A 21,212-nucleotide genomic window follows, 5' to 3' on the forward strand; every position below is an offset into this window, starting at 1 on the left:
GTGGAACCGGATGATCAGCAGGGCCAGGGAGCCGGAGGGCGGAGCGGGTGGAGCGTGGGGAGCGGATTCTGGAAGCGGCGGGGGAGCTGCTGGTCGCGTGGGGGTACCGACGCGTCACCATCGACGAGATCGCCCGTCGCGCCCGGGTCGGCAAGGGCACGGTCTACCTGCACTGGAAGACCAAGGACGCGCTCTTCTTGGCCGTCGTCCTGCGCTCCAAACTCCGCAGCCACCGGTCCCAGCTGGCCCGCATGCGCAGCGACCCGCTGGCCGTCCTGCCGAGCCGGATGATGAGCGGGGCCTACCTGGACTTCCTGGCCGACCCCGTGCTGCGCGCCCTGTACCACGACGACGCCGACATCCTCGGCCGGTTCACCGACATCGCCAAGAAGGAGCTCGCCGAACTCTCCGCGTACAGCAACGAGGTGGTGCGGCACTACCTCGAAGTGCTGCGCGCGCACGGGCTGGTACGCACGGACATGACCGTCGAGCACCAGCAGTACGCCCTGCTGGCCACGGCCTCCGGCTTCTTCCTGTCCGAGGCCCTGCTCCACGACCGGGCCCCGCAGAACGCGGAGGAACGGTCCACCATTCTCGCCCGTACGGTGCGGGGCGCGCTGGAGACCTCGGCCGACCCCGACCTCGACCCGGGCACCGGTGAGCCCGCGGCGCGCACCCGCGCGGCCGCGGCCGCCGCGCCGGACATCATCCCCGCCTTCGAGCGCCTGGCGGAACTCAGCGAGCGGGAGATGCACCGGCAACTGCGCGAGTGACGTCCGACCCCCCACGACCTGGAGGAGAACGCACGATGACCGAAGCACCCGCCACCCCGTCCTCGCCGCTCACCGCCTACATAGGCAAGCATCCGGGCGAGCCGAACGTCGCCGACCCGGCGCTCCTCGCCGACCCCTTCGGCGGCTACGGCGCACTGCGTGAGCAGGGGCCCGTCGTCCGCGGCCGGTTCGTGGACGACTCGCCCGTATGGTTCGTGACCCGCTTCGAGGAGGTCCGCGAGGTCCTCCGGGACCAGCGGTTCGTGAACAACCCCGCGGTGGTGCGCGCCGACGGCACGCGCGAGGACCCGCTGACCCGGTGGCTGGACATGCTGGGCATGCCCGAGCACTTCCACGTCTACATGCGCGGCTCCATCCTCAACAACGACGCCCCCGACCACACCCGGCTCCGCCGCCTGGTGTCCCGGGCCTTCACGGCACGCAAGATCAACGACCTGCGGCCGCGGGTCGAGGAGATAGCGGAAGACCTGCTCGCGCGGCTCCCGGAGCACGCCGAGGACGGCGTCGTCGATCTGCTCCCGCACTTCGCCTACCCACTGCCGATCACAGTCATCTGCGAGCTGGTCGGCATCGCCGAGGAGGACCGCCCGCAGTGGCGCGCCTGGGGCGCCGACCTCCTCACGATGGAGCCGGAACGGCTGGCCAGGACGTTCCCCGCCATGATCGAACACATCCATGCGCTGGTCGAGGAGCGGCGCGGCGCGCTCACCGACGACCTGCTCAGCGAGCTGATCCGGGCCCATGACGACGACGGCGGCCGGCTCAGCGACGTCGAGATGGTCACCATGATCCTCACCCTGGTGCTGGCCGGGCACGAGACGACGGCGCACCTCATCACCAACGGCACCGCAGCGCTGCTCACCCACCCCGACCAGCTGGCCCTGCTCAAGAAGGACCCGGGGCTGCTGCCGTCCGCCGTGCACGAGCTGATGCGCTGGGCCGGGCCGGTGCACATGACCCAGCTGCGGTTCGCCGCGGAGGACGCCGAGATCGGCGGCACCACCGTACGCAAGGGGGAGGCCGTGCAACTGCTGCTGGTCGCCGCCAACCGGGACCCCCGCCACTACGCCGACCCGGACCGGCTGGACCTGACCCGGCACCCGGCGGGGAAGGCCGAGAACCACGTCGGCTTCGGCCACGGCATGCACTACTGCCTGGGCGCCTCGCTGGCCCGTCAGGAAGGCGAGGTGGCGTTCGGCAGGCTCTTCGCGCGCTACCCCGGACTGTCCCTCGCCGTCGATCCGGGCGACCTCCAGCGTGCGGCGGTACCGGGCAGCTGGCGGCTGACCTCCCTGCCGGTGCGCCTGTAACCGGTACGCCCGGCACCGCGCATGGCGGACGCCGGCCGCCCGTACCGAACTCCCGTACAGCCGGTGCGTCAGGTATTACTGTGGCGCCTGATGCACCGGGTACCGGGAACGGGGGCGGCCGGCAGATGGTGACGAGCGAATTCGCCGAGTGGACACGGCACTTCACGGCCGAGGCGGAGTGGCGGCGGCGCGCCGGCGATCCCGACTGGGCGCGGGGCGCGCGGGCGCCGGAGGCCGTATGGCGCAGCCTGCAGAAGTTCCAGGTGGGCGAGGACGGCGACGGCGCGAACCTGATCGGCAAGGCCGAAGCGGCCGGGGACGCCGACTACGCCGCCGCGGTACGGCTGTTCGTCGCCGAGGAGCAGAACCACGCACGGCTGCTCGCCCGGCTGCTGGCCGCCGGGAACAGACCGACCCTCACGACGTGCTGGAGCGACCGGACCTTCGTACGGCTGCGGCGGCTGCTCGGACTCCGCACGGAGCTGCTGGTCCTGATGGTCGCCGAGCTGGTGGCCGTGCCGTACTACCGGGCGGTGCGGGACGGCGCAGAGGACCCGCTGGTCTCCGAGGTCGCGGGCCGGATACTGGCCGACGAGCGGCGGCACATACCGTTCCACTGCCGTCGGCTGCGCGCCTCGCTCGACGCGCTGCCCGGGCGCCCGCTGCGGGTGCTGACCATGGCGGGCTGGCGCCTGCTGATGCTGGGGGCGACGGCATTCGTCGCGCTGGACCACGGCGCCGCGCTGCGCCGGCTGGGCGTACGACGGGCCGGCTTCGTCGGCGCGGCGATGGCGGAGACGGGCCCGGTGGTGGCCGCGGTGCTCGGCCGGAGCGGGCCGCCGCCCGTGCCGCCCGCCGGCCACCGTTCCCCGCTCTCCGGCACCGCCGGGAGAAGCGGGCCGGCCGGCGATTAGGCTGGCGTGATGCAGGAGCAGTACCGCACCCTGGCCGCCGAGGGCGTCCACGAGATCGAGATCAACAAGTCTCGCTTCATCTGCGCGCTCGCGCCGGTGGCGACCGAGGCCGAGGCCCAGGAGTTCATCGCGCGCATCCGCAAGGAACACCCCACCGCCCGGCACCACTGCTTCGCGTACGTCCTCGGCGCCGACGGCGGGATCCAGAAGGCGAGCGACGACGGCGAACCGGGCGGCACGGCGGGCGTCCCGATGCTGCAGATGCTGGTCCGGCGCGAGATGCGGTACGTGGTCGCCGTCGTCACCCGCTACTTCGGCGGCATCAAGCTCGGCGCCGGCGGACTGATCCGTGCCTACGGCGGCGCGGTCGGGGAGGCCCTGGACACGCTGGGCACGGTCACCCGCCGCCGCTTCCGGCTGGTCACCGTCACCGTCGACCACCAGCGGGCCGGCAAGGTCGAGAACGACCTGCGGGCCACCGGCAGGGACGTCCGCGACGTGCGATACGCCGAGGCCGTCACCCTTGAGATCGGCCTCCCGGAGAGCGAGCTGCCGGCCTTCCGCGCCTGGCTCGCCGACACCACAGCGGGCTCGGCCACACTGGAGCTGGGCGGCGAGGCGTACGGCGCGGGCTAGCCGCATGGCGTTGGCCTGATTGAGGCCGGTAGTGCGGGGTAACCGGTCACAGACGGGGCGAGCGATCTTCCTCGTTCGCTTCGGTTACTTGCTGTTACATGGTTATGGGCTGTGATGTTCGCGCGCGACGCCGTTCACCGGCACGCCCCTGATGCGTGAGGAGGTGCGATGACCAGCACTGATGCACCCAATTCCGGCTATGGGCACCCGCCCGGTTCCGCTCCCCGCGACCCGGGTCCCACCCCGCGCGATCCCGAAGATCCCGGGAAGGCGCCCGAGGAACCAGGTCCCGCCACTCCGGGCCCCGGCGGCCCCGACGCGCCTCCGGAGGAACAGCCGGATGCCCCGCCCGGCACGCCGGCAGTGGAACCGCCCGACTGATCTCCGGGTGAGGCGACGGTGAGCGATCTGGCGCGCGGCAGACACGAGACGGCCGAGGAACGTGCGGACCGGCGGTGGGGCGAGCTGCTCCAGGAGCTGCGCGTCGCCCAGACCGGCGTGCAGATCCTGTTCGGTTTTCTGCTCACCGTCGTCTTCCAGCCCGGCTTCGAGGAGCTCGACAGCCTCGGGCGCCGTATCTACGTCGTCACCGTCGTCCTGGGTGCGGCGACGACCGGAGCCCTCATAGGCCCGGTCTCGCTGCACCGGCTGGTGACGGGGCGCCGCCTCAAGCCGGAGACCGTCACCTGGGCCTCCCGGCTCACCGTGCTCGGGCTCGTGCTGCTGCTGTGCACGATGGTGTCGGCCATGCTGCTCATCCTGCGCGTCGCGCTGCACGGCACCGGCGCGATGTGGCTGGTCGGCGGCGTGCTGGTGTGGTTCGTCCTCTGCTGGTTCGTGCTCCCGATGTACGCGCGGCACAGCGCCGCCCGGCACCACGGCACGCGCGAGCCGTGACCGGCGGGCCGGCTCATGGCAGGAGTACCGGTGTGAGGTCCGGGTCCTCGAAGCCCTCGTCGTCGAAGGGGTAGAGAGGGCGCTCGACGCGGTGGTGGCCCAGGCGGAGCAGGTCCTGGTCGACGCCGCCCGGGGTGAGGGCGAGCAGCCAGTCCGCCGCGATGTCGTGCAGGTAGGGCTCCAGGTAGCCGATCTTGACCACGACCAGGTCGTACGCCGTCGGATCGAGCGTGCCGAAGTCGGCACGGGTGTGGAACGGGGTGCGGCGCTCGGTCAGCACGACGGTGACGCCGCCACGGGTGACGGCCGCGCGACGGCCGCCCTGTGCGTACGCCGGATTGCCCCGCTGAGCCCCGTCCGGATCCATGGCCGGGCCCTCCAGCGCGGTGACCGTACCGGTGAGCGCGTACGGCGCGGCGTGCGGTCCGGTGCCCGCGCTGAACCGGCCGCCCACCGACAGGGTCACCTCGGCGCCCACCCCCGCCGCGAAGCACGCGGCGACCGCCTCCGGGTCGGTGATCCCCGGGTGCAGCGCGGTGGCCCGGCCGCTTGCCAGGTCCTCGTTCGCGAGCAGCCGGCCGAGCATGTACGCGAGGTCACCGGCCCCGCCCGCCGTCGGGTTGTCACCGGAATCGCTGATCAGGAACGGGCGTGCGGCAGAGGCAACGGCGCGGCGGACGCAGCCGTCGGCGTCGTCGGTCGGCCCGACGAAGACGAAGTCGCGCCGGACGTCCCAGTAGTGCCGGGCGAGCGAACGGGCCTGGTCGCGGGCGAGTTCCGGATCGTCCGCCGTGACCACGACCGCGGCCCGGCAGCGGGGTTCGTCGGCCCACGCGTAACCCACCCACACCGCCGCGTCGACCACCCCGTCCAGCGCCTCGACGGCGGCGAGCCGCCCGTACAGGGACCTGGCCGGCTCCAGCCGGGTGCTGGTCTTCTCGCCCGGCAGTAGGACGGGGACCTGCACCCACGCCCGGTGCGGGCGGCCGAGACCGGCCGTCAGCCGCGCGACGAGCTTGCGTGCCGCGCGCTCGCGGGTCTCCCACGCGTCCTCGTGCGGGGCGAGCCGGTGCGCGGTGAGCAGGTCGAGGGGTGCTGCGAAGGCGCGCGAGACGTTGCCGTGCAGGTCCATCGCCGCGGAGATCAGCGCGTCCGGGCCGAGGACCGCGCGGACGGCGGTGGTCAGGTCGGCCTCGGCGTCGTCCAGGCCGATGACGCTCATCGCGCCGTGGATGTCGTAGACCAGGCCGTCGAGCGGCTCCGCCTCCCGGATGCGTTCCGTCAGCTCGTCCTTGATGCGGTCGTACGTCGCCCGCTCGACCTGGCCGCCGGGGAGCGAGACGGCGTGCACGAGCGGCACCCACTCCACGAGGCCGGCGAGGTCGCTCTCGGGCTGCGTCCATGCGTAGCGGTCCAGCAGCGCACCGTCCCGGGTGACGCGGAAGTCCTCGTACGAGGTGCGGTGCGGGCAGAACTGGCTGGACTCGATGGCCATACCGCCGATGCCGATGCGCAGGCGGCGGCCGGTCGGGGTGAGCATGCTGACTCGCTTTCTGCGCGGCGGACGGAGGACGGACCGGAGCGGGGGAGTGGTCAGGGTGCGGCGGACTGGAGCGCTGCCAGGCCGGCCCCCGTGAGACCGGCGTCCGGCCCGCCGGCGGCCGCCGTGATGGCCAGTTCGCTGGTCGCCATCGGCAGGCAGCGCTCGTACAGGACGCCGCGCACCGCCGCGACCAGCGGTTCGGCCCCGGACAGCGCGCCGCCGAGCACCACGGCCTCGGGGTTGAAGAAGTTCACGACGACGGAGAGCACCGCGCCGATGTGCCGGCCGGCCTGCCGGACCAGTGTCGTCGCGTGCGGTTCGCCGTTCTCGACCAGCCGCAGGATGTCGGCGGCCGACTCCGCCGCGATGCCGTCGGCCCGCAGTGCCGCGGCGATCGCGGCGCCGCCGGCGACGGTCTCCAGGCAGCCGATGTTGCCGCAGGAGCAGGGCCGCCCGTCGGCCGCGTCCACCCGGACATGGCTGATGTCCCCGGCGGAGCCGCGGGCCCCTCGGTAGAGCCGTCCGTGGCTGACGACGCCCGAACCGATGCCGCGGCCCGCCTTGACCACGACGAGATGGCGCAACGAGGCGTGTGCCGCGCGATGTTCGCCCAGCGCGAGCGCGTTGGCCTCGTTGTCGACCACGACGGGCAGCCCGAGGCGGTCCGCGAGCGTGTCGCGCAGCTCGTACAGATGCCAGCCGGGCATTCGCGAGGGCGCGACGATGCGGCCGGCGGACGGATCGACGGGGCCGGGGAAGCCGATGCCCACGCCGCGTACCGTCCGGCCCGCCGCCCGTTGCCGGTCACCGAGGCGCGACAGACGCGCCACGATCACCTCGACGGCGGGTCCGGGCCCGGCCGTCAGGTCGTGCGCCTCTTCCTCGACGTCGAAGGCCGCGCCGGTCAGGCCCACCGCGCCGGTGCGGATGTGGTGGCTGCCCAGGTCGGCGGCGAGCGCGACGGCACCGTTCGCCGGGACGCGGAGCCGGCGCGGGCGGCGGCCGCCGCGGGAGGCGCCCTCGCCGTCCTCGGCCAGCAGGCCCGCGTCGACCAGCTCCTGGACGCGTGCCGAGACGGTCGAGGCGGCGAGCCCCAGCTCCCGTACGAGGTCGGCGCGGGAGGCGGCGGAGCCGTTCGCGACGAGTTCGAGGACGTGCGCGGCGGATCCGGGCTGCTCCTCGGCGGCGGTCATGGTGACGCCTTTCGGATCGTCACTTCCTTCGATGGGCGAAGGAAGCGGGGCTGCTGAGTCCCGGACAGTAGACAGGAGTTACCGGTGTTCGCACCAGACCCTTGACTTCTTTTGGCGGCCGTCCGTACTTTGCTCGCTATCTTCGGCCGGTCGACCACAGTGGAGGCAGCATGGGGCCGCGTTCCACCCGAATACGCGGCCCACTGAAGGCCGTTGGCGCGGCTCTGCTCGCCCTCGTGGTGCTCATGGGCTGCGCCGTGACCTCCGGCAGGGTCACCGACGTCGGTGCCACCGGCGGTACGAGAATCGAGGGCGGCACCGCCGTGATGGCACTGCCGCCCGCCGCCACCCCCAACTGGATCTTCCCGATCGCCGCCCCCGGCTACCTCGCCTCGTACAACAGCGCCATCCAGAACCTGCTGTTCCTGCCGCTGTACACGCCCGAACCCAAGGGCGAAGCGCTCACCATGGACAGCCCGCGCAACCTCGCCCGGCAGCCCCGGTACAGCGACGGCAACAGGACCGTGACCATCACCCTCAAGCCCGGGTACGAGTGGTCCGACGGCAAGCCCGTCACCGCCCGCGACGTCGCCTTCTGGTTCGACCTCGTCAAGCACAACAAGAAGGAGTGGGCCGGCTATTCGCCCGGCCTGATGCCCGACGACGTCGAGCGGTTCGACGTCCTCGACCGGCACACCTTCCGGCTGCGGCTCTCCCGCGCGTACAACCCCGCCTGGTTCACCGCCAACGAGCTGCAGAACTTCACCGCACTGCCCGTACAGGCCTGGAACCCGGACGGCGACAGCCCCAAGGCGGTCTTCGCGCGGCTGATGCAACACGCCAAGCAGCTCTCGAAGTTCGCCACCGACCCGCTGTGGAAGACGGTCGACGGGCCCTGGACCATCGCCAAGTGGAACACCTCGGGGCAGGTCACGCTGGTCCCCAACGAGAAGTACCGCGGGCCCGACAAGCCGCACCTCGACCGTGTCGTCCTCAAGCCCTTCACCACCGCCGAGTCGGAGTTCAACGTGCTGCGCGCGGGCGGCGTCGACTACGGCTACATCCCGCCGTCCGTCGTGGAACAGGCCGGGAAGTTCAAGGAGCTGGGGTACCGGATCGACCCGTGGGAAGGCTGGGCGATCACCTACCTCGTCCTCAACTTCCACCACCCCGTCGCCGGCCCGATGCTCCGTCAGGACTACCTCCGGCAGGCCCTCCAGCACCTCATCGACCAGAAGTCCATCTCCCGCGTGATCTGGCACGGCAGCGCCGACCCGACGCTCGGCCCGGTCCCCGCGAACCTGCTCGACCGCGACCCGTACCCCTACGACCCGGCGGCCGCGAAACGGCTCCTCGCGCGGCACGGCTGGCGGGCACCGGCGGACGACCGCGACGGAGTGCTGCGCTGCGCACGCGCCGGAACCGGGCCGGGGGAGTGCGGCAAGGGCATCGCGCGCGACCAGGAGCTGCGGTTCGAACTGCTCACGCAGTCCGGCTCCACCGAGACCTCCAACACCATGCAGGAGATCAAGTCCTCCTTCGGCAAGGCGGGTGTCGCGCTCGACATCCGGCAGCAGACGCTCAACACCGTCCTCGGCACCACCGTTCCCTGCAGGGTGTCCGAGCCCGTCTGCTCCGCCTGGCAGGTGGGCTTCTTCGGCACGCAGGGCAGCTGGTACTTCCCGGTGAACCCCAGTGGCGAACAGCTCTTCGCCACCGGAGCCCCCTCCAACATGGGCAACTGGTCCGACCCCGAGACGGACCGGCTGATCAAGGCGACGGAGTTCTCCGACGACCCCGGCGCCCTCCGCGACTACGGGCGCCGCGTCGCCGCGCAGCTGCCGGTGCTCTGGACGCCGAACCCCGCCTACCAGGTCTCCGTCATCCGCAACGACCTCCGCGGCGTCGACCAGAACCCGACCCTCACCCTCGCCCCCCAGGACTGGTACTACGTGCGGAAGGAGGGCCGGGACCGGTGACCGGCTTCCTGCTCAAGCGGCTCGCGCAGGCCGCCGTCGTTCTCCTCCTCGTCTCCGTCATCGTCTTCGTCCTGCTGCACATGCTGCCCGGCGGCCCGGCCCGCGCCATCCTCGGCGTCCAGGCCACCCCGCAGGCCGTGGCGCACTTCAACCACCAGCAGGGTTACGACCGTTCGCTGCCCGAGCAGTACGCGCTCCACCTCGGCCGGCTGTTCAGCGGCGACCTCGGCGAGTCCTACAAACTCAACCAGCCCGTCTCCTCACTGCTCGCCGAGCGGCTGCCGCGCACCGCGCTGCTCGCGGGCCTCGCGATCGTGCTCGCGGCCGTCCTCGCCGTACCGCTCGGCATCCTGCAGGCCGTACGCCGCGGCAAGGCCACCGACTACGTCCTCACCGGCGCCGCCTTCCTCGCCTACGCCACCCCCGTCTTCTTCCTCGGCCTGGTCCTCGTCCTTCTCTTCAGCCAGCAGATCCCCGTCTTTCCGGCGCAGGCGCCGCAGGCGGACACCGTGGGCGGCATCCTCGCCGAGCCACGCGCGCTGGTGCTGCCCGTCGTGACCACGGCCCTCGGCATCGTCGCCGCCTTCAGCCGCTACATGCGCTCCGCCGTCCTGGACAACCTCGGCGAGGAGTACGTACGGACCGCACGCGCCAAGGGCCAGTCCGGCGCCCGGATCATGGCCCGGCACGTGTTGCGCAACGCCCTCATCCCACTCGCGACACTCCTCGGGCTCTACCTCCCGACCCTCTTCAGCGGCACCCTCGTCGTCGAGTCGATGTTCAACTACCCCGGCATGGGACTGCTGTTCTGGAACGCCGCGCAGGGCAGCGACTTCCCGATCCTGCTCGGCGTCACCCTCGTCGTCGGCGTCGCGACCGTCCTCGGCTCACTGCTCACCGACATCGCCTACGCCGTGCTCGACCCGCGCATCAGGAGCGTCGCATGACCGCCGCCGAACTCCCCGTGCCCGGCGGGACCGGTGCGGCCGCCGCCACGCCCTCCCTCGCCCGCCGCACCGCCGCGGTCTTCGCCCGCAACCGGCTCGCACTGGCCGGCACCGCCGTCCTCGCCGGGCTGCTCCTCCTCTGCTTCCTCGGGCCGCTGCTCCACCCCACCGACCAGGTGCACACCGACCTCGCCCGGGCCAACCTCGCGCCCGGTACCGACGGGCACCTCCTCGGCACCACCGACCTGGGGTACGACATGCTCGGGCGGCTGATGTACGGCGGCCGGACCTCGCTGGAGGTGGGGCTCGCCGCCGGGCTGCTCGCCACGCTCTTCGGCACCGTCTACGGAGCGGTCGCCGGGTACTTCGGCGGCTGGCTGGACGCGGCGATGATGCGGATCACGGACGCCGCGCTCGCCATCCCCGCGCTCTTCCTGCTGGTCGTGGTCGCCGCCATCGTCACCCCCAGCAAGCCCGTCCTCATCCTCATCATCGCGTCCGTCGCCTGGCTCTCCCCGGCCCGGCTCGTCCGCGGCGAGGCGCTCGCCCTGCGCAGCCGCGACTACGTGCACGCCATGCGGCTGATGGGCGGCGGTGGCGGCCGGGCGGTCTTCCGGCACATCGTGCCCAACGCCCTCGGCACCGTCGTCGTCAACGCGACCTTCCAGATCGCCGACGCCATCCTCTACGTCGCCTACCTGTCCTTCCTGGGCCTGTCGATCCCGCCGCCCGCCGCCGACTGGGGCTCGATGCTCTCCGCCGGCATCACCTACACCCAGGTCGGCCACTGGTGGCTGATCTTCCCGCCGGGCATCGCCATCGTCCTCACCGTCGCCGCCTTCAACTTCATCGGCGACGGCCTGCGGGACGCCTTCGACGTGCGACTCCAGAAGAACTGAGGACCCGTCCATGAGACCGCTCCCCGGCCCCCGCACGGCCGACCCGCTGCTCAGCATCGAGGACCTGCACGTCGACATCGCCGGACGGCGCGGCCGTACCGTGCACGCCCTGGACGGCGTCACCCTCGACCTCGCCCCCGGCGAAGCCCTCGGCATCGTCGGCGAGTCCGGCTGCGGCAAGACCATGACCGCACTGTCCGTCCTCGGGCTCCTCCCCGGCGGCGGCCGCATCACCGGCGGCCACATCCGGTTCGACGGGCGCGACCTCGCCGCGGCCCCCGAACCGGTCCTCCGCGGCGTACGCGGCCACACCATCGGCATGGTCTTCCAGGACCCGCTGACCTCCCTCAACCCCACCATGACCATCGGCGCCCAGGTCGCCGAGCCGCTCCTGCTGCACACCGGCGCGAGCCGCGCCGAGGCACGCGAGCGAGCCGAGGACATGCTCCGGCTCGTCGGGATGCCGCGTCCCGCCGAGCGGATGCGGAACTACCCGCACCAGCTCAGCGGCGGCATGCGGCAGCGCGTCGCCATCGCCATGGCGCTGATCTGCGAGCCCCGGCTGCTGATCGCCGACGAACCCACCACGGCCCTCGACGTCACCACCCAGGCGCAGATCCTGGAACTCATCGACGAGCTGCGGGAACGCCTCGGCATGGCGCTGATCCTGGTCACCCACGACCTCGGCGTGATCGCCCGGCGGGTGGACCGGGTCGCGGTCATGTACGGCGGCAAGGTCGCCGAACAGGCCGCCGTCCACGACCTGTTCGCCGCACCCCGGCATCGCTACACCCGGGCGCTCCTGGCCGCCCTCCCCGAACGCGCCACCGGCCCCGCGCAGCCGCTGGCCACCATCCCCGGCCTGCCGCCCGCCCTCGACACCCGCCCCGCCGGCTGCCGCTTCGCACCGCGCTGCGGCTTCGCCACGGACACCTGCCGTGCGACCGCGCCGGACCTGCGCGGCGACCCGGCCACCGCTCCCGGGCACCGCTTCGCCTGCTTCCACCCGGCCGAGCCCACCGGTACCGCGGAGCCGGCGACCGTACCGGCACTCCGCCCCACGGCCTCCGCCACCGCCGGCCGGCCGACGGCCGAGCCCGAGACCCTGCTGCGCCTGACCGACGTGGTCAAGGAGTACGCGCTGCGGGCCGGCCCCTTCGCCCGGCGGCGCCGCAACGGCGCCGGGCAGGTCAGCGCGGTGGCCGGGATCTCGCTGACCGTCCGGCGCGGCGAGACGTACGGCATCGTGGGCGAGTCCGGCTGCGGGAAGTCCACCCTCGGCCGGCTCGTGGTCGGCATGGAGGCGCCCACCTCGGGCACCATCCGCTTCGCCGGGCGGGACGTCACGGCGCTCCGGGGCCGGGAGCTGCGGGCCCACCGCCGCGACATCCAGCTGATGTTCCAGGACTCCCACGCCTCGATGGATCCCCGGATGCGGGTGGGCGCCATCCTGCGCGAGCCGCTCGCCGTCCAGGGCATCGGCGACCGCGCCGCGCAGCGCGACCGGACCGCCCGGCTGCTGGACGACGTGGGGCTGCCGCGGGGCGCGGCCGACCGCTACCCGCACGAGTTCTCCGGCGGCCAGCGGCAGCGCCTCGGCCTGGCCCGCGCCCTTGCCCTGGCCCCCGCCCTGATCGTCGCCGACGAGCCGGTCTCCGCCCTGGACGTCTCCGTACAGGCACAGATCCTCAACCTGATGCGCGAGCTCCAGCGCGAGAAGGGCATCGGCTACCTCTTCATCTCCCACGACCTGGCCGTCGTGCGGCACCTGGCCGACACCGTCGGCGTGATGTACCTCGGCAAGCTCGTGGAGACCGGGCCCGCCGAGGCCGTGCTCGCCCGGCCGCTGCACCCGTACACCCGCGGCCTGCTCGACACGGTCAACGTGCCCGATCCACGAGCCGAGCCCACGGCACCACCGCTCGGCGGCGAGACCCCGTCGGCCGCCGAGCCACCCTCCGGCTGCCGGTTCCGCACCCGCTGCCCCCTCGCCCGGGAGGTGTGCGCGACGACCGAGCCGCCGCCCGCCGAGCCGGCGACGCCCGGACACCGCGTGGCCTGCCACTTTCCGCTCCCGGGCGTAGCCTCGGGAGTGGCGGTGGGCTGACCGGCCGGGCGCCGGGCGCGCTCTCCGGCCCGTACTCCGGTGGTTTCCGACGCGGGGCACCGGGGTGTCGTCCACGTGTGTCCCCGGCCCACGGCTGACACTGTGGGGCGAGTGGATCAGGCCTGGCCCGGGCTCGCGCGCCGCGCGACGGGAGACTCCGGGGCCGGGGCGGAGCGAAAGGAGTGACGTCCAGCATGGCGTCGACCGAACCTGTGCCAGGAGTTCCGTGCTGGGTCAGTCTGAGCGCGCGCGACCTGAAGGCGGCCGAGGAGTTCTACGGCGCGGTGCTGGGCTGGTCCTTCCGGGCCGGGGCGCTGGGCGAGGAGTTCTCCGTCGCCTACCTGGACGGCAACCCGGTCGCGGGCCTCGGCGAGCTCGCGGGCGCCCTGCACGTGGCCGTCGCCTGGACGCCGTTCTTCGCCGTCGCGAGCGCCGACGAGACCGCCGCCCGGATCCGGGAGCGCGGCGGCACGGTCGCCATCGGCCCCCGCGCCTTCGGGCCGGGCCGCGCAGCGATCTCCGCCGACCGGGACGGCGCCACCTTCGGGATCTGGGAGGGCCGGGTCCCGGCCGGCTGGTCCGTCGGCCAGGGCAGCGCACCGGCCTGGCTGGAGCTGCGTACCCGTGACGCGTTCGACGCCGCCATCTTCTACGCGGAGGTCCTGCACTGGGCGACCCGGGAGGGCACTGGCTGCGACGTCGCGTACGAGCAGGAGCGGGTGATCGTGCGGGAGAGCGACCACACGGTGGCCGAGCTGCGCGGAGGAGCCGTCGAGGCGGCGCCCGACCCGCACGTCCGGCCCCGCTGGCACGTCCACTTCTGCGTGGCGGACGTGAAGGCGGCCGCCGAGGCCGCCGTCGCCACCGGCGGCGCGGTGGTCTCCCCGCCGGTGGAGACCGAGGGCGGCGGCCACCGCTGCTCGCTGCGCGACCCGGACGGCGGCCTCTTCACGATCACCGAGGGCATCTGATCACGAGGCCGTCCGACGGGCGGTGCGACCGGCGCCCGCCCGCGTGAGCGGCCCCGAAGCGGCCGCCGCCCGGGAGTGCGGCGCTACGGGTGCGTCTCCTCCACCAGTACCCGGACCGTGCCGAGCGTGGTGTCCGTGGCGTCGGGGAGGTTCATGCCCGCCTCGATGCCGGTCCGCAGGTAGCTCAGTACCGGTTCGGTGAGCCGCTCACCGGGCAGCGCGGCCGGGATGCCCGGCGGGTACGGGGTCAGCATCTCCGCCGAGATCCGCCCGGCCGCCCGGTCCACCGGTACGTCCTCCGTCGTGCCGAAGAACCCGTCCCGCGGCAGACAGCTCTGTTCCAGCCGCAGCCCGGCCGGCGGCGGTACCTCGACCGTGCGCGCGGGGCGCAGCTCCGGGGCGGCTCTGGAGAGGTCGCGCAGCGCGGCGAGCAGCCGGTCGGCCGTGCCGCGGTCGTCGGCGTGCGTGATCTGTGCGCTGATCCGGCGGTGGTCGGAGAGGTGGGCGTCGATGTGGCGGTGGGAGCGCAGCCAGTCCGCCGCCGCGTACCCGGTCGTCCCCAGCTCGCTGACGTCGATGACCACGGGCAGCGGGTCGAAGTCGACGCCGAGGCCGGGGCCGCAGAAATCGGCGCGGTCGTTCACGTGCAGCCCGTCGATCCTCTCGATCCCGTTCCGTACCTCGGCGGCGAGGCCGAGCGCGTGCGTGAGCAGCTCCTTGCCGTGCAGCATCATCTGCCGCCGCCAGCCGTCCATGCCCGCGTAGAGCAGGACCGAGGGGCTGGTCGTGCCGAGCAGGTCGGCGCGGGACTTCAGCAGCGCCGGGTCGATCAGGTCGCCGCCCAGGTGGAAGACCGAGCCCTGCTCCAGGCCGCTGCCCATCTTGTGGATGCTGGTCACGCAGACGTCGGCGCCCGCGTCCATCGCCCACGAGGGCAGGTCGGGGTGGAAGGGCAGGTGCGCGCCCCACGCCTCGTCGACGATCAGCGGCCGGCCGCGGCGGTGGCAGACCTCCGCGATGGCCGCGATGTCGGCGCAGCTGCCGTACGGCGTCGGGCTGGTCACCAGCGCGCCGCGGGCGTCCGGGTGAGCATCGAAGGCCGCTTCGTACGCCGCCGCCGAGGGCGGGTGCGCGAGATGCCGGTCCGCGTCCCACTGCGGGTCGATCCAGACCGGGCCGACGCCGGAGACGATCAGGCCGGACACCACGGACTTGTGCGCGTCCCGTCCGACGAGCAGCTTCTCGTGCGGCCCCGCAACGGCCAGCATCGCCGCCTTCACCGACAGGGAGCTGCCGCAGGTGGAGAAGAAGGTGTGCGAGGCGTGCACGGCGTCGGCCATCAGGTGCTCGGCGCGCTCCAGGACCCGGCCCTTGGTGCGCCGGTCGTCCAGGGAGCCGCTGGCCAGGACGTCGCCGTGGAAGACGGCGTCGCCGAGCACCTCGCGCACCTGGGGATCGGCGCCGCGGGCCTGCTTGTGCCCGGGCGGCGTGAAGGAGAGCCGCCCGAGGTCGCGGTAGTCGGCGAGCGCTTCGAGAACCGGGGCCTGCGTGTGATCCTGTGCCATGTGACACGGCTTCCCGCAGGCCGGTGCGGTCAATCCGGACATATGCGCCAGGTGGCGTCGGGAGTGTCACCCGTGTCGGCGCACCGGAGTGCGGCCGTCAGGTGCGGCTCCAGGAGCCCAGCACCATGAGCGTCTTGGTGCCGGTGACCCGGCCCGCGCTGCGCAGGCCGTCGATGACCTGCTGGAGGTGGGCGATGTCGCGGACCCGTACCTGGATGAGCGCGTCCGGGTCGCCGGCGATGGTGAAGACGGCCTGTACCTCGGGGACGTTGTAGGCCGACCGCACGATCTCGTTGACCCGTGTCGTCCCCGCGTACCGCAGTTCCACGAACGCCTCGATGCCCCAGCCGAGCTTGGACTGGTCGATCTGCGCGGCGAAGCCGGTGATCACCCCGATGTCCTTCAGCCGGTCCACGCGCCGCTTGACCGCGGCCACCGACAGACCTACCTCGGTGGACATCTCGGAGAACGTGCGGCGGCCGTCCTCGCGCAGCAGGCGCAGCAGGCGGTGATCGATGTCGTCGACCTCAGGCATGCAAAGGAATGTACGTCGACTGGCCCTGTACGTAAATACTTTGCGCCTTGCCGCGGATTTCCAGCCGGATGCTTGTGCGTTCCGCTTCCCGTTGCTGTGCTGTGTGCCGTTCGTCACCACCCCCCACCCCAAGATCCTTCACAACCTGTCGAGGAGGCTTGCGTGAGCACCCCACCCGTCGCGGTGTCGCTCGACGACAAGTACACGGCCACCGGCGGCCGCGCGCTGATCTCGGGCGTCCAGGCCCTGGTGCGGCTGACGCTGGAGCAGCGCCGGCTGGACGAGGCCCGCGGGCTCGACACGCGGGCCTTCGTCAGCGGCTACCAGGGCTCGCCGCTGGGCGGTGTCGACATGGAGATGGGCCGCGCCGCCCGCTTCCTCGACGAGGCCGGCGTGGTCTTCCGGGCGGGGGTCAACGAGGAGCTGGCCGCCACGGCGGTGGCCGGCACCCAGATGCTCGCCCAGGTGCCGGGGCGCCGGCACGCCGGAGTGACCGGCTACTGGTACGGCAAGAACCCCGGCCTGGACCGTGCAGCCGACGCCATCCGGCACGGCAACCTCGCCGGCACCGCACCCCTCGGCGGAGCCGTCGCCTGGATCGGTGACGACCCCGGCTGCAAGTCCTCCACCGTGCCCAGCTCCTGCGAGCGGATGTGCCAGAGCCTGGCGATGCCCGTCCTGGCGCCCGGATCGGTCGCGGAGATCATCGAATTCGGGCTGCACGCCGTCGCGCTGTCCCGCGCCACCGGGCTGTGGACCGGCCTGAAGATCGTCGCCGACATCGCCGACGCCTCGGCGACCGTGGACTTCGACGAGCTGCGCCACGGCATCCCGGAACCGGCCGGCACCGGACGCGCCGCCTCGCCCGCCCTCGTCGGCCCCGCCGCGCTGGACGCCGAGCACGACATGCTCACCCGCCGCCTCGACCTCGCCCGCGCGTACGCCCGTACCGCCGGACTCAACAAGGTCGCCTTCAGCGCCCGCCGCGCCACCCTCGGCGTCCTCGCCTCCGGCACCTCCTACGCCGTCGTCGAGCGCGCCCTGGACGACCTCGGCCTGGACGAGGCGGCGATGGAGGAGCTGGGCCTGCGGCTGATCCGCGTCGGCATGCCCTTCCCCGTCGCGGACGAGGACCTGGTGGCCATGACCGGCGACCTGGAGCAGGTCCTCGTGGTCGAGGACAAGGTGCCGTTCCTCGAATCGGCCCTGAAGGAGGCGCTGTACCGGACCACGGACGCGCCCGTCGTCGTCGGCCGCCGCGACGAGACCGGCCGCCCGCTGCTCACCGCCCGGTCCACGCTGGGCGCGGAGGACGTGGCCCGCGCGCTGGCCCGCCGCATCGGCGCCGACCGGCTGCCCGCGCGGGCGGGCGCGCACCTCGAAGCGCTGGCCCCGGCCCGGCCCGCCCGCATCAACCTGCCCACCGTCGCGGCCCGCACCCCGTACTTCTGCTCCGGCTGCCCGCACAACACCTCCACCCGCACCGCCGACTCCACACTGGTCGGCGTCGGCATCGGCTGCCACGCGATGATCGCGCTGGACGGCGCGGGGCGCGGCAACCAGGTCGGCCTGACCCAGATGGGCGGCGAGGGCGCGCAGTGGATCGGCCTCGCGCCCTTCACCGACGACCCGCACTTCGTGCAGAACCTCGGCGACGGCACGTTCCACCACTCCGGGTCGCTCGCCGTCCGCGCCGCCGTCGCGGCCGGCGTCACCATGACGTACAAGCTGCTCTACAACGACGCCGTCGCCATGACCGGCGGCCAGCGTGCCGAGGGCCGCCTCGACATCCCCGCCGTCATCCGGCTGCTCGCCATCGAGGGCGTACGGAAGGTCGTCGTCACTACTGCGGAGCCGGGCGGCTACCGCGGCGTGCGGCTGGACCCGATCGCGACCGTGCGGCACCGCGACGAACTCGCCGATGCCGAGCGCGAACTGGCGGCCACCGAAGGCGTCACCGTTCTGCTCCACGACGACCGCTGCGCAGCCGAGGAGCGGCGGCTGCGCAAACGCGGCCAGCTGCCGACGCCCGTGGAGAAGGTCGCGATCAACGAGCGGGTCTGCGAAGGGTGCGGGGACTGCGGCGACAAGTCGACTTGTCTGTCCGTCCAGCCCGTCGAGACCGAGTTCGGCCGCAAGACCCGTATCCACCAGGCCTCCTGCAACACCGACCTCAGCTGCCTCAAGGGCGACTGCCCGTCCTTCCTGCTCGTCGAGCCGGGCCGCAAGGAGCCGCGGAAGGTGCCCGAACTGCCGGTCGCCCTGCGCGAACCGGACCGCAGGGTCGGCCCGGACGGCACGCTCCTGCGGATGCCCGGCGTCGGCGGCACCGGCGTGGTCACCGTCTCGCAGATCCTGCAGATGGCGGCCCGGCTCGACGGCCTGTACGCGGCCGGGCTGGAGCAGACCGGCCTCGCCCAGAAGGGCGGCCCCGTCCTCAGCGACCTGCGGATCGCCAAGTCGCCGGTGACCGGCGCGCTGCGCGCCTCCCGCGGCACCGCCGACGTGCTGGTCGGCTTCGACCTGCTCGGCGCGGCCGCCGACACCAACATGGCCGTCGCCCGGACCGGCCACACCGTCGCCGTCGTCAACACCGCCGTCGTACCGACCGCCGCCATGGTCACCGGACGCGTCGTCCTGCCCGGCTCGCCCGACGACGCCCTGGAGCGCATCGAATCGGTCACCCGCCGCGAGGACAACCTCTACCTCGACGCGCAGGGCCTGTCCGAAGCCCTCTTCGCCGACCACATGCCGGCCAACATGGTGCTCATCGGCGCCGCCTACCAGCACGGCTGCCTCCCGATGAGCGCGGACGCGGTCGAAAGCGCCGTCCGCCTCAACGGCGCCGCCGTGCAGAAGAACCTCGACGCCTTCCGCTGGGGCCGTGCCGCGGTGCTCGACCGCGCCGCCGTCACCGCCGCGCTGGCCGCCCCCGAACGCCCCGCCGTACAGGTCACCCGGGCCGCCGCGGCGCTCGCCGCCGGACAGCCGGCCGACGAGGAGCTGCGGACCGTGGTCGCCACCCGTACCGCCGACCTCATCGGCTACCAGAACGAGCGGTACGCCCGCCGCTACGCCGAGGACGTCGCCCGCGTCGCGGCCCTGGCCGAGGAGCGCGGCGGCAGCGAAGCCGGCACGGCCATCGCCGTCGCCTACGCCCGCGGCCTGCACAAGCTCATGGCGTACAAGGACGAGTACGAGGTGGCCCGGCTGCACCTGGACGCCACCGAACAGGACAGGCTGCGCGACGAGTTCGGCACCGGCTCCACCGTCTCCGTCCTCCTGCACCCGCCCGTCCTGCGCGCCCTCGGCATGAAGCGCAAGATCCGGCTGCGCCGCACCGCGCCGGCCGCCTTCCGGGCCCTGCGCGCCGGCCGCGTGCTGCGCGGCACCTCGCTCGACCTCTTCGGCTACGCAGAGGTCCGCCGCGGGGAGCGGGCCTTGATCGGCGAGTACCGCCAACTGGTGCGTGGCGCGCTCGCCCACCTCACCCCGGAGAGCACCGACGCCGTACGCGAGGTCGTCGAACTCCCCGACCTGATCCGCGGCTACGAGGACATCAAGCTGGCCCGCGTCGCGGACTTCCGCGCACGGGCCCGCACCGCACTCGCGGAACTCGGCGCCGGTACCACCAGCGCTCTCAGCACCACCACGGAGGCACGATGACCGTCGACCGGCTGCTGCCGACCCAGGAGGCCGAGGACCTGCTCGGCCTCACCCGCGACATCGCCGACAAGGAACTCGCTCCCCGCGTCGACAAGCACGAACGCGAAGAGCTCTACCCCGAAGGTCTCTTCAGGACCCTGGGCGAGGCCGGACTGCTCGGCCTGCCCTACCCGGAGGAGTACGGCGGCGGAGGCCAGCCGTACGAGGTGTACCTCCAGGTCGTCGAGGAACTGGCGGCCCGCTGGGCGGCCGTCGCGGTGGCCACCAGCGTGCACACCATGTCGGCGTACGCCCTGATGACGTACGGCACCGAGGAGCAGCGCGAGCGCTGGGCGCCGGGGATGCTCGCGGGCGGCCTGGTCGGCGGCTACAGCCTCTCCGAACCGCAAGCCGGCTCGGACGCCGCCGCGCTGACCTGCAAGGCGGTGCGTGAGCCGGCCGGCTACCGGATCACCGGCAGCAAGGCGTGGATCACCCACGGCGGCAAGGCCGACTTCTACACGCTCTTCGCCCGCACCTCCGCCGGCAGCCGCGGCATCTCCTGCTTCCTCGCGCCCGGCGCCACCGAGGGCCTGACCTTCGGCCGCCCCGAGGAGAAGATGGGGCTGCACGCGATCCCGACCACCGCGGCCCACTGGGACGGCGCGCTCATTGAAGCCGGCCGGCTGCTGGGCAGCGAGGGCCAGGGCCTGCAGATCGCGCTCTCCGCGCTGGACTCCGGACGGCTGGGCATCGCCGCCTGCGCCACGGGCGTCGCGCAGGCGGCCCTGGACGCGGCCGTGGCGTACGCCAACGAGCGCACCGCCTTCGGCCGGAAGATCATCGACCACCAGGGCCTGGGCTTCGTCCTCGCCGACATGGCCGCGGCCGTCGACTCGGCCCGCGCCACCTACCTCGACGCGGCCCGCCGCCGCGACGCGGGCCGCCCGTACAGCCGCCAGGCCAGCGTCGCCAAGCTCATCGCCACCGACGCCGCCATGAAGGTCACCACGGACGCGGTCCAGGTGTACGGCGGCTACGGCTACACCCGTGACTTCCCGGTCGAGCGCTACATGCGCGAAGCGAAGATCATGCAGATCTTCGAAGGCACCAACCAGATCCAGCGCCTGGTGATCAGCAGACAGCTCTCCCGGCCGTGAGCCGCGCTTCATCCCTCGGCTGACGGACGTGCACGGTGCGGCACGGAACCGAAGGCCCCGCTCCCGAGCCGGAGCGGGGCCGCGGCGGTCATGGATGGGCGGGGTGCGGAGCAAGCG

Annotated in this window: 16 protein-coding genes; 12 read left to right on the top strand and 4 right to left on the bottom strand. The window is 73.1% G+C overall.

The features are described 5' to 3' along the window. The first annotated feature begins 47 nt into the window (after positions 1 to 47). The 5 genes from ACZ6WH_RS03085 (at position 48) to ACZ6WH_RS03105 (ending at position 4,551) form a co-directional block, all read left to right on the top strand. Entirely contained in the window at positions 48 to 773 is a 726-nt protein-coding gene (locus ACZ6WH_RS03085; RefSeq protein ID WP_432849959.1) for a TetR/AcrR family transcriptional regulator, read from the top strand. A gap of 35 nt (positions 774 to 808) precedes the next feature. Continuing rightward, entirely contained in the window at positions 809 to 2,104 is a 1,296-nt protein-coding gene (locus tag ACZ6WH_RS03090; protein WP_469725545.1) for a cytochrome P450 family protein, read from the top strand. Between the two features lie 125 nt (positions 2,105 to 2,229). After that, on the top strand, positions 2,230 to 3,018 hold the full coding sequence (locus ACZ6WH_RS03095; RefSeq protein ID WP_432849955.1) for a ferritin-like domain-containing protein: 789 nt from the start codon (positions 2,230 to 2,232) through the stop codon (positions 3,016 to 3,018). 9 nt (positions 3,019 to 3,027) lie between these two features. Beyond that, a complete protein-coding gene (locus tag ACZ6WH_RS03100; RefSeq protein WP_432849953.1) occupies positions 3,028 to 3,654 on the top strand; it encodes a YigZ family protein in 627 nt (208 codons plus the stop codon). Between the two features lie 399 nt (positions 3,655 to 4,053). After that, a complete protein-coding gene (locus ACZ6WH_RS03105) occupies positions 4,054 to 4,551 on the top strand; it encodes a DUF6328 family protein (RefSeq protein WP_469725547.1) in 498 nt (165 codons plus the stop codon). Positions 4,552 to 4,564: 13 nt separating this feature from the next. Here ACZ6WH_RS03105 and ACZ6WH_RS03110 read toward each other — a convergent pair whose 3' ends face one another. Then, positions 4,565 to 6,091, bottom strand: a complete 1,527-nt coding sequence (locus tag ACZ6WH_RS03110; RefSeq protein WP_469725548.1) for a M81 family metallopeptidase — start codon at positions 6,089 to 6,091, stop codon at positions 4,565 to 4,567. Between the two features lie 53 nt (positions 6,092 to 6,144). After that, entirely contained in the window at positions 6,145 to 7,287 is a 1,143-nt protein-coding gene (locus tag ACZ6WH_RS03115) for an ROK family protein (RefSeq protein ID WP_469725549.1), read from the bottom strand. Positions 7,288 to 7,457: 170 nt separating this feature from the next. Between ACZ6WH_RS03115 and ACZ6WH_RS03120 the strand changes: the two genes are divergently transcribed. The 5 genes from ACZ6WH_RS03120 (at position 7,458) to ACZ6WH_RS03140 (ending at position 14,190) form a co-directional block, all read left to right on the top strand. Continuing rightward, a complete protein-coding gene (locus ACZ6WH_RS03120; protein WP_469725550.1) occupies positions 7,458 to 9,266 on the top strand; it encodes a peptide ABC transporter substrate-binding protein in 1,809 nt (602 codons plus the stop codon). Then, complete coding sequence (locus tag ACZ6WH_RS03125; protein WP_469725552.1) at positions 9,263 to 10,213, top strand: ABC transporter permease; 951 nt, start codon at positions 9,263 to 9,265, stop codon at positions 10,211 to 10,213. Before ACZ6WH_RS03120 ends, ACZ6WH_RS03125 begins: the two co-directional genes overlap by 4 nt. Then, positions 10,210 to 11,112 carry an ABC transporter permease gene (locus tag ACZ6WH_RS03130; RefSeq protein ID WP_469725553.1) on the top strand — a complete coding sequence of 301 codons (903 nt, stop codon included), beginning with the start codon at positions 10,210 to 10,212 and terminating at the stop codon, positions 11,110 to 11,112. The genes ACZ6WH_RS03125 and ACZ6WH_RS03130 overlap by 4 nt, the downstream gene beginning before the upstream one ends. A gap of 10 nt (positions 11,113 to 11,122) precedes the next feature. Then, entirely contained in the window at positions 11,123 to 13,219 is a 2,097-nt protein-coding gene (locus ACZ6WH_RS03135) for a dipeptide ABC transporter ATP-binding protein (protein ID WP_469725554.1), read from the top strand. Between the two features lie 194 nt (positions 13,220 to 13,413). Continuing rightward, positions 13,414 to 14,190 carry a VOC family protein gene (locus tag ACZ6WH_RS03140; protein WP_469725556.1) on the top strand — a complete coding sequence of 259 codons (777 nt, stop codon included), beginning with the start codon at positions 13,414 to 13,416 and terminating at the stop codon, positions 14,188 to 14,190. Between the two features lie 83 nt (positions 14,191 to 14,273). Here the strand turns inward: ACZ6WH_RS03140 and ACZ6WH_RS03145 are convergent, their stop codons facing one another. After that, positions 14,274 to 15,755: an aminotransferase class I/II-fold pyridoxal phosphate-dependent enzyme gene (locus tag ACZ6WH_RS03145; RefSeq protein WP_469725557.1), complete on the bottom strand. Its 1,482-nt coding sequence runs from the start codon at positions 15,753 to 15,755 to the stop codon at positions 14,274 to 14,276. Positions 15,756 to 15,852: 97 nt separating this feature from the next. Continuing rightward, positions 15,853 to 16,290 (bottom strand): Lrp/AsnC family transcriptional regulator, encoded by a 438-nt coding sequence (locus ACZ6WH_RS03150; RefSeq protein WP_361551490.1) that lies wholly within the window; start codon positions 16,288 to 16,290, stop codon positions 15,853 to 15,855. A gap of 162 nt (positions 16,291 to 16,452) precedes the next feature. On the opposite strand from ACZ6WH_RS03150, the gene ACZ6WH_RS03155 reads away from it, so the two are divergent. Together ACZ6WH_RS03155 and ACZ6WH_RS03160 are read left to right on the top strand one after the other, a co-directional pair. Further along, positions 16,453 to 19,956: an indolepyruvate ferredoxin oxidoreductase family protein gene (locus ACZ6WH_RS03155; protein WP_469725558.1), complete on the top strand. Its 3,504-nt coding sequence runs from the start codon at positions 16,453 to 16,455 to the stop codon at positions 19,954 to 19,956. Then, positions 19,953 to 21,095 (top strand): acyl-CoA dehydrogenase family protein, encoded by a 1,143-nt coding sequence (locus ACZ6WH_RS03160; protein WP_469725560.1) that lies wholly within the window; start codon positions 19,953 to 19,955, stop codon positions 21,093 to 21,095. Before ACZ6WH_RS03155 ends, ACZ6WH_RS03160 begins: the two co-directional genes overlap by 4 nt. The last annotated feature ends 117 nt before the right edge of the window (positions 21,096 to 21,212 follow it).

This window comes from Streptomyces sp. NPDC050806 (assembly GCF_055586425.1).

Excerpts from the sequence above, each read along its gene's own strand:
- ACZ6WH_RS03090 (WP_469725545.1), top strand. The coding sequence starts at position 809 with ATGACCGAAGCACCCGCCACCCCGTCCTCGCCGCTCACCGCCTACATA.
- ACZ6WH_RS03095 (WP_432849955.1), top strand. The coding sequence starts at position 2,230 with ATGGTGACGAGCGAATTCGCCGAGTGGACACGGCACTTCACGGCCGAG.
- ACZ6WH_RS03100 (WP_432849953.1), top strand. The coding sequence starts at position 3,028 with ATGCAGGAGCAGTACCGCACCCTGGCCGCCGAGGGCGTCCACGAGATC.
- ACZ6WH_RS03110 (WP_469725548.1), bottom strand. The coding sequence starts at position 6,091 with ATGCTCACCCCGACCGGCCGCCGCCTGCGCATCGGCATCGGCGGTATG.
- ACZ6WH_RS03115 (WP_469725549.1), bottom strand. The coding sequence starts at position 7,287 with ATGACCGCCGCCGAGGAGCAGCCCGGATCCGCCGCGCACGTCCTCGAA.
- ACZ6WH_RS03120 (WP_469725550.1), top strand. The coding sequence starts at position 7,458 with ATGGGGCCGCGTTCCACCCGAATACGCGGCCCACTGAAGGCCGTTGGC.
- ACZ6WH_RS03130 (WP_469725553.1), top strand. The coding sequence starts at position 10,210 with ATGACCGCCGCCGAACTCCCCGTGCCCGGCGGGACCGGTGCGGCCGCC.
- ACZ6WH_RS03135 (WP_469725554.1), top strand. The coding sequence starts at position 11,123 with ATGAGACCGCTCCCCGGCCCCCGCACGGCCGACCCGCTGCTCAGCATC.
- ACZ6WH_RS03140 (WP_469725556.1), top strand. The coding sequence starts at position 13,414 with ATGGCGTCGACCGAACCTGTGCCAGGAGTTCCGTGCTGGGTCAGTCTG.
- ACZ6WH_RS03145 (WP_469725557.1), bottom strand. The coding sequence starts at position 15,755 with ATGGCACAGGATCACACGCAGGCCCCGGTTCTCGAAGCGCTCGCCGAC.
- ACZ6WH_RS03150 (WP_361551490.1), bottom strand. The coding sequence starts at position 16,290 with ATGCCTGAGGTCGACGACATCGATCACCGCCTGCTGCGCCTGCTGCGC.
- ACZ6WH_RS03160 (WP_469725560.1), top strand. The coding sequence starts at position 19,953 with ATGACCGTCGACCGGCTGCTGCCGACCCAGGAGGCCGAGGACCTGCTC.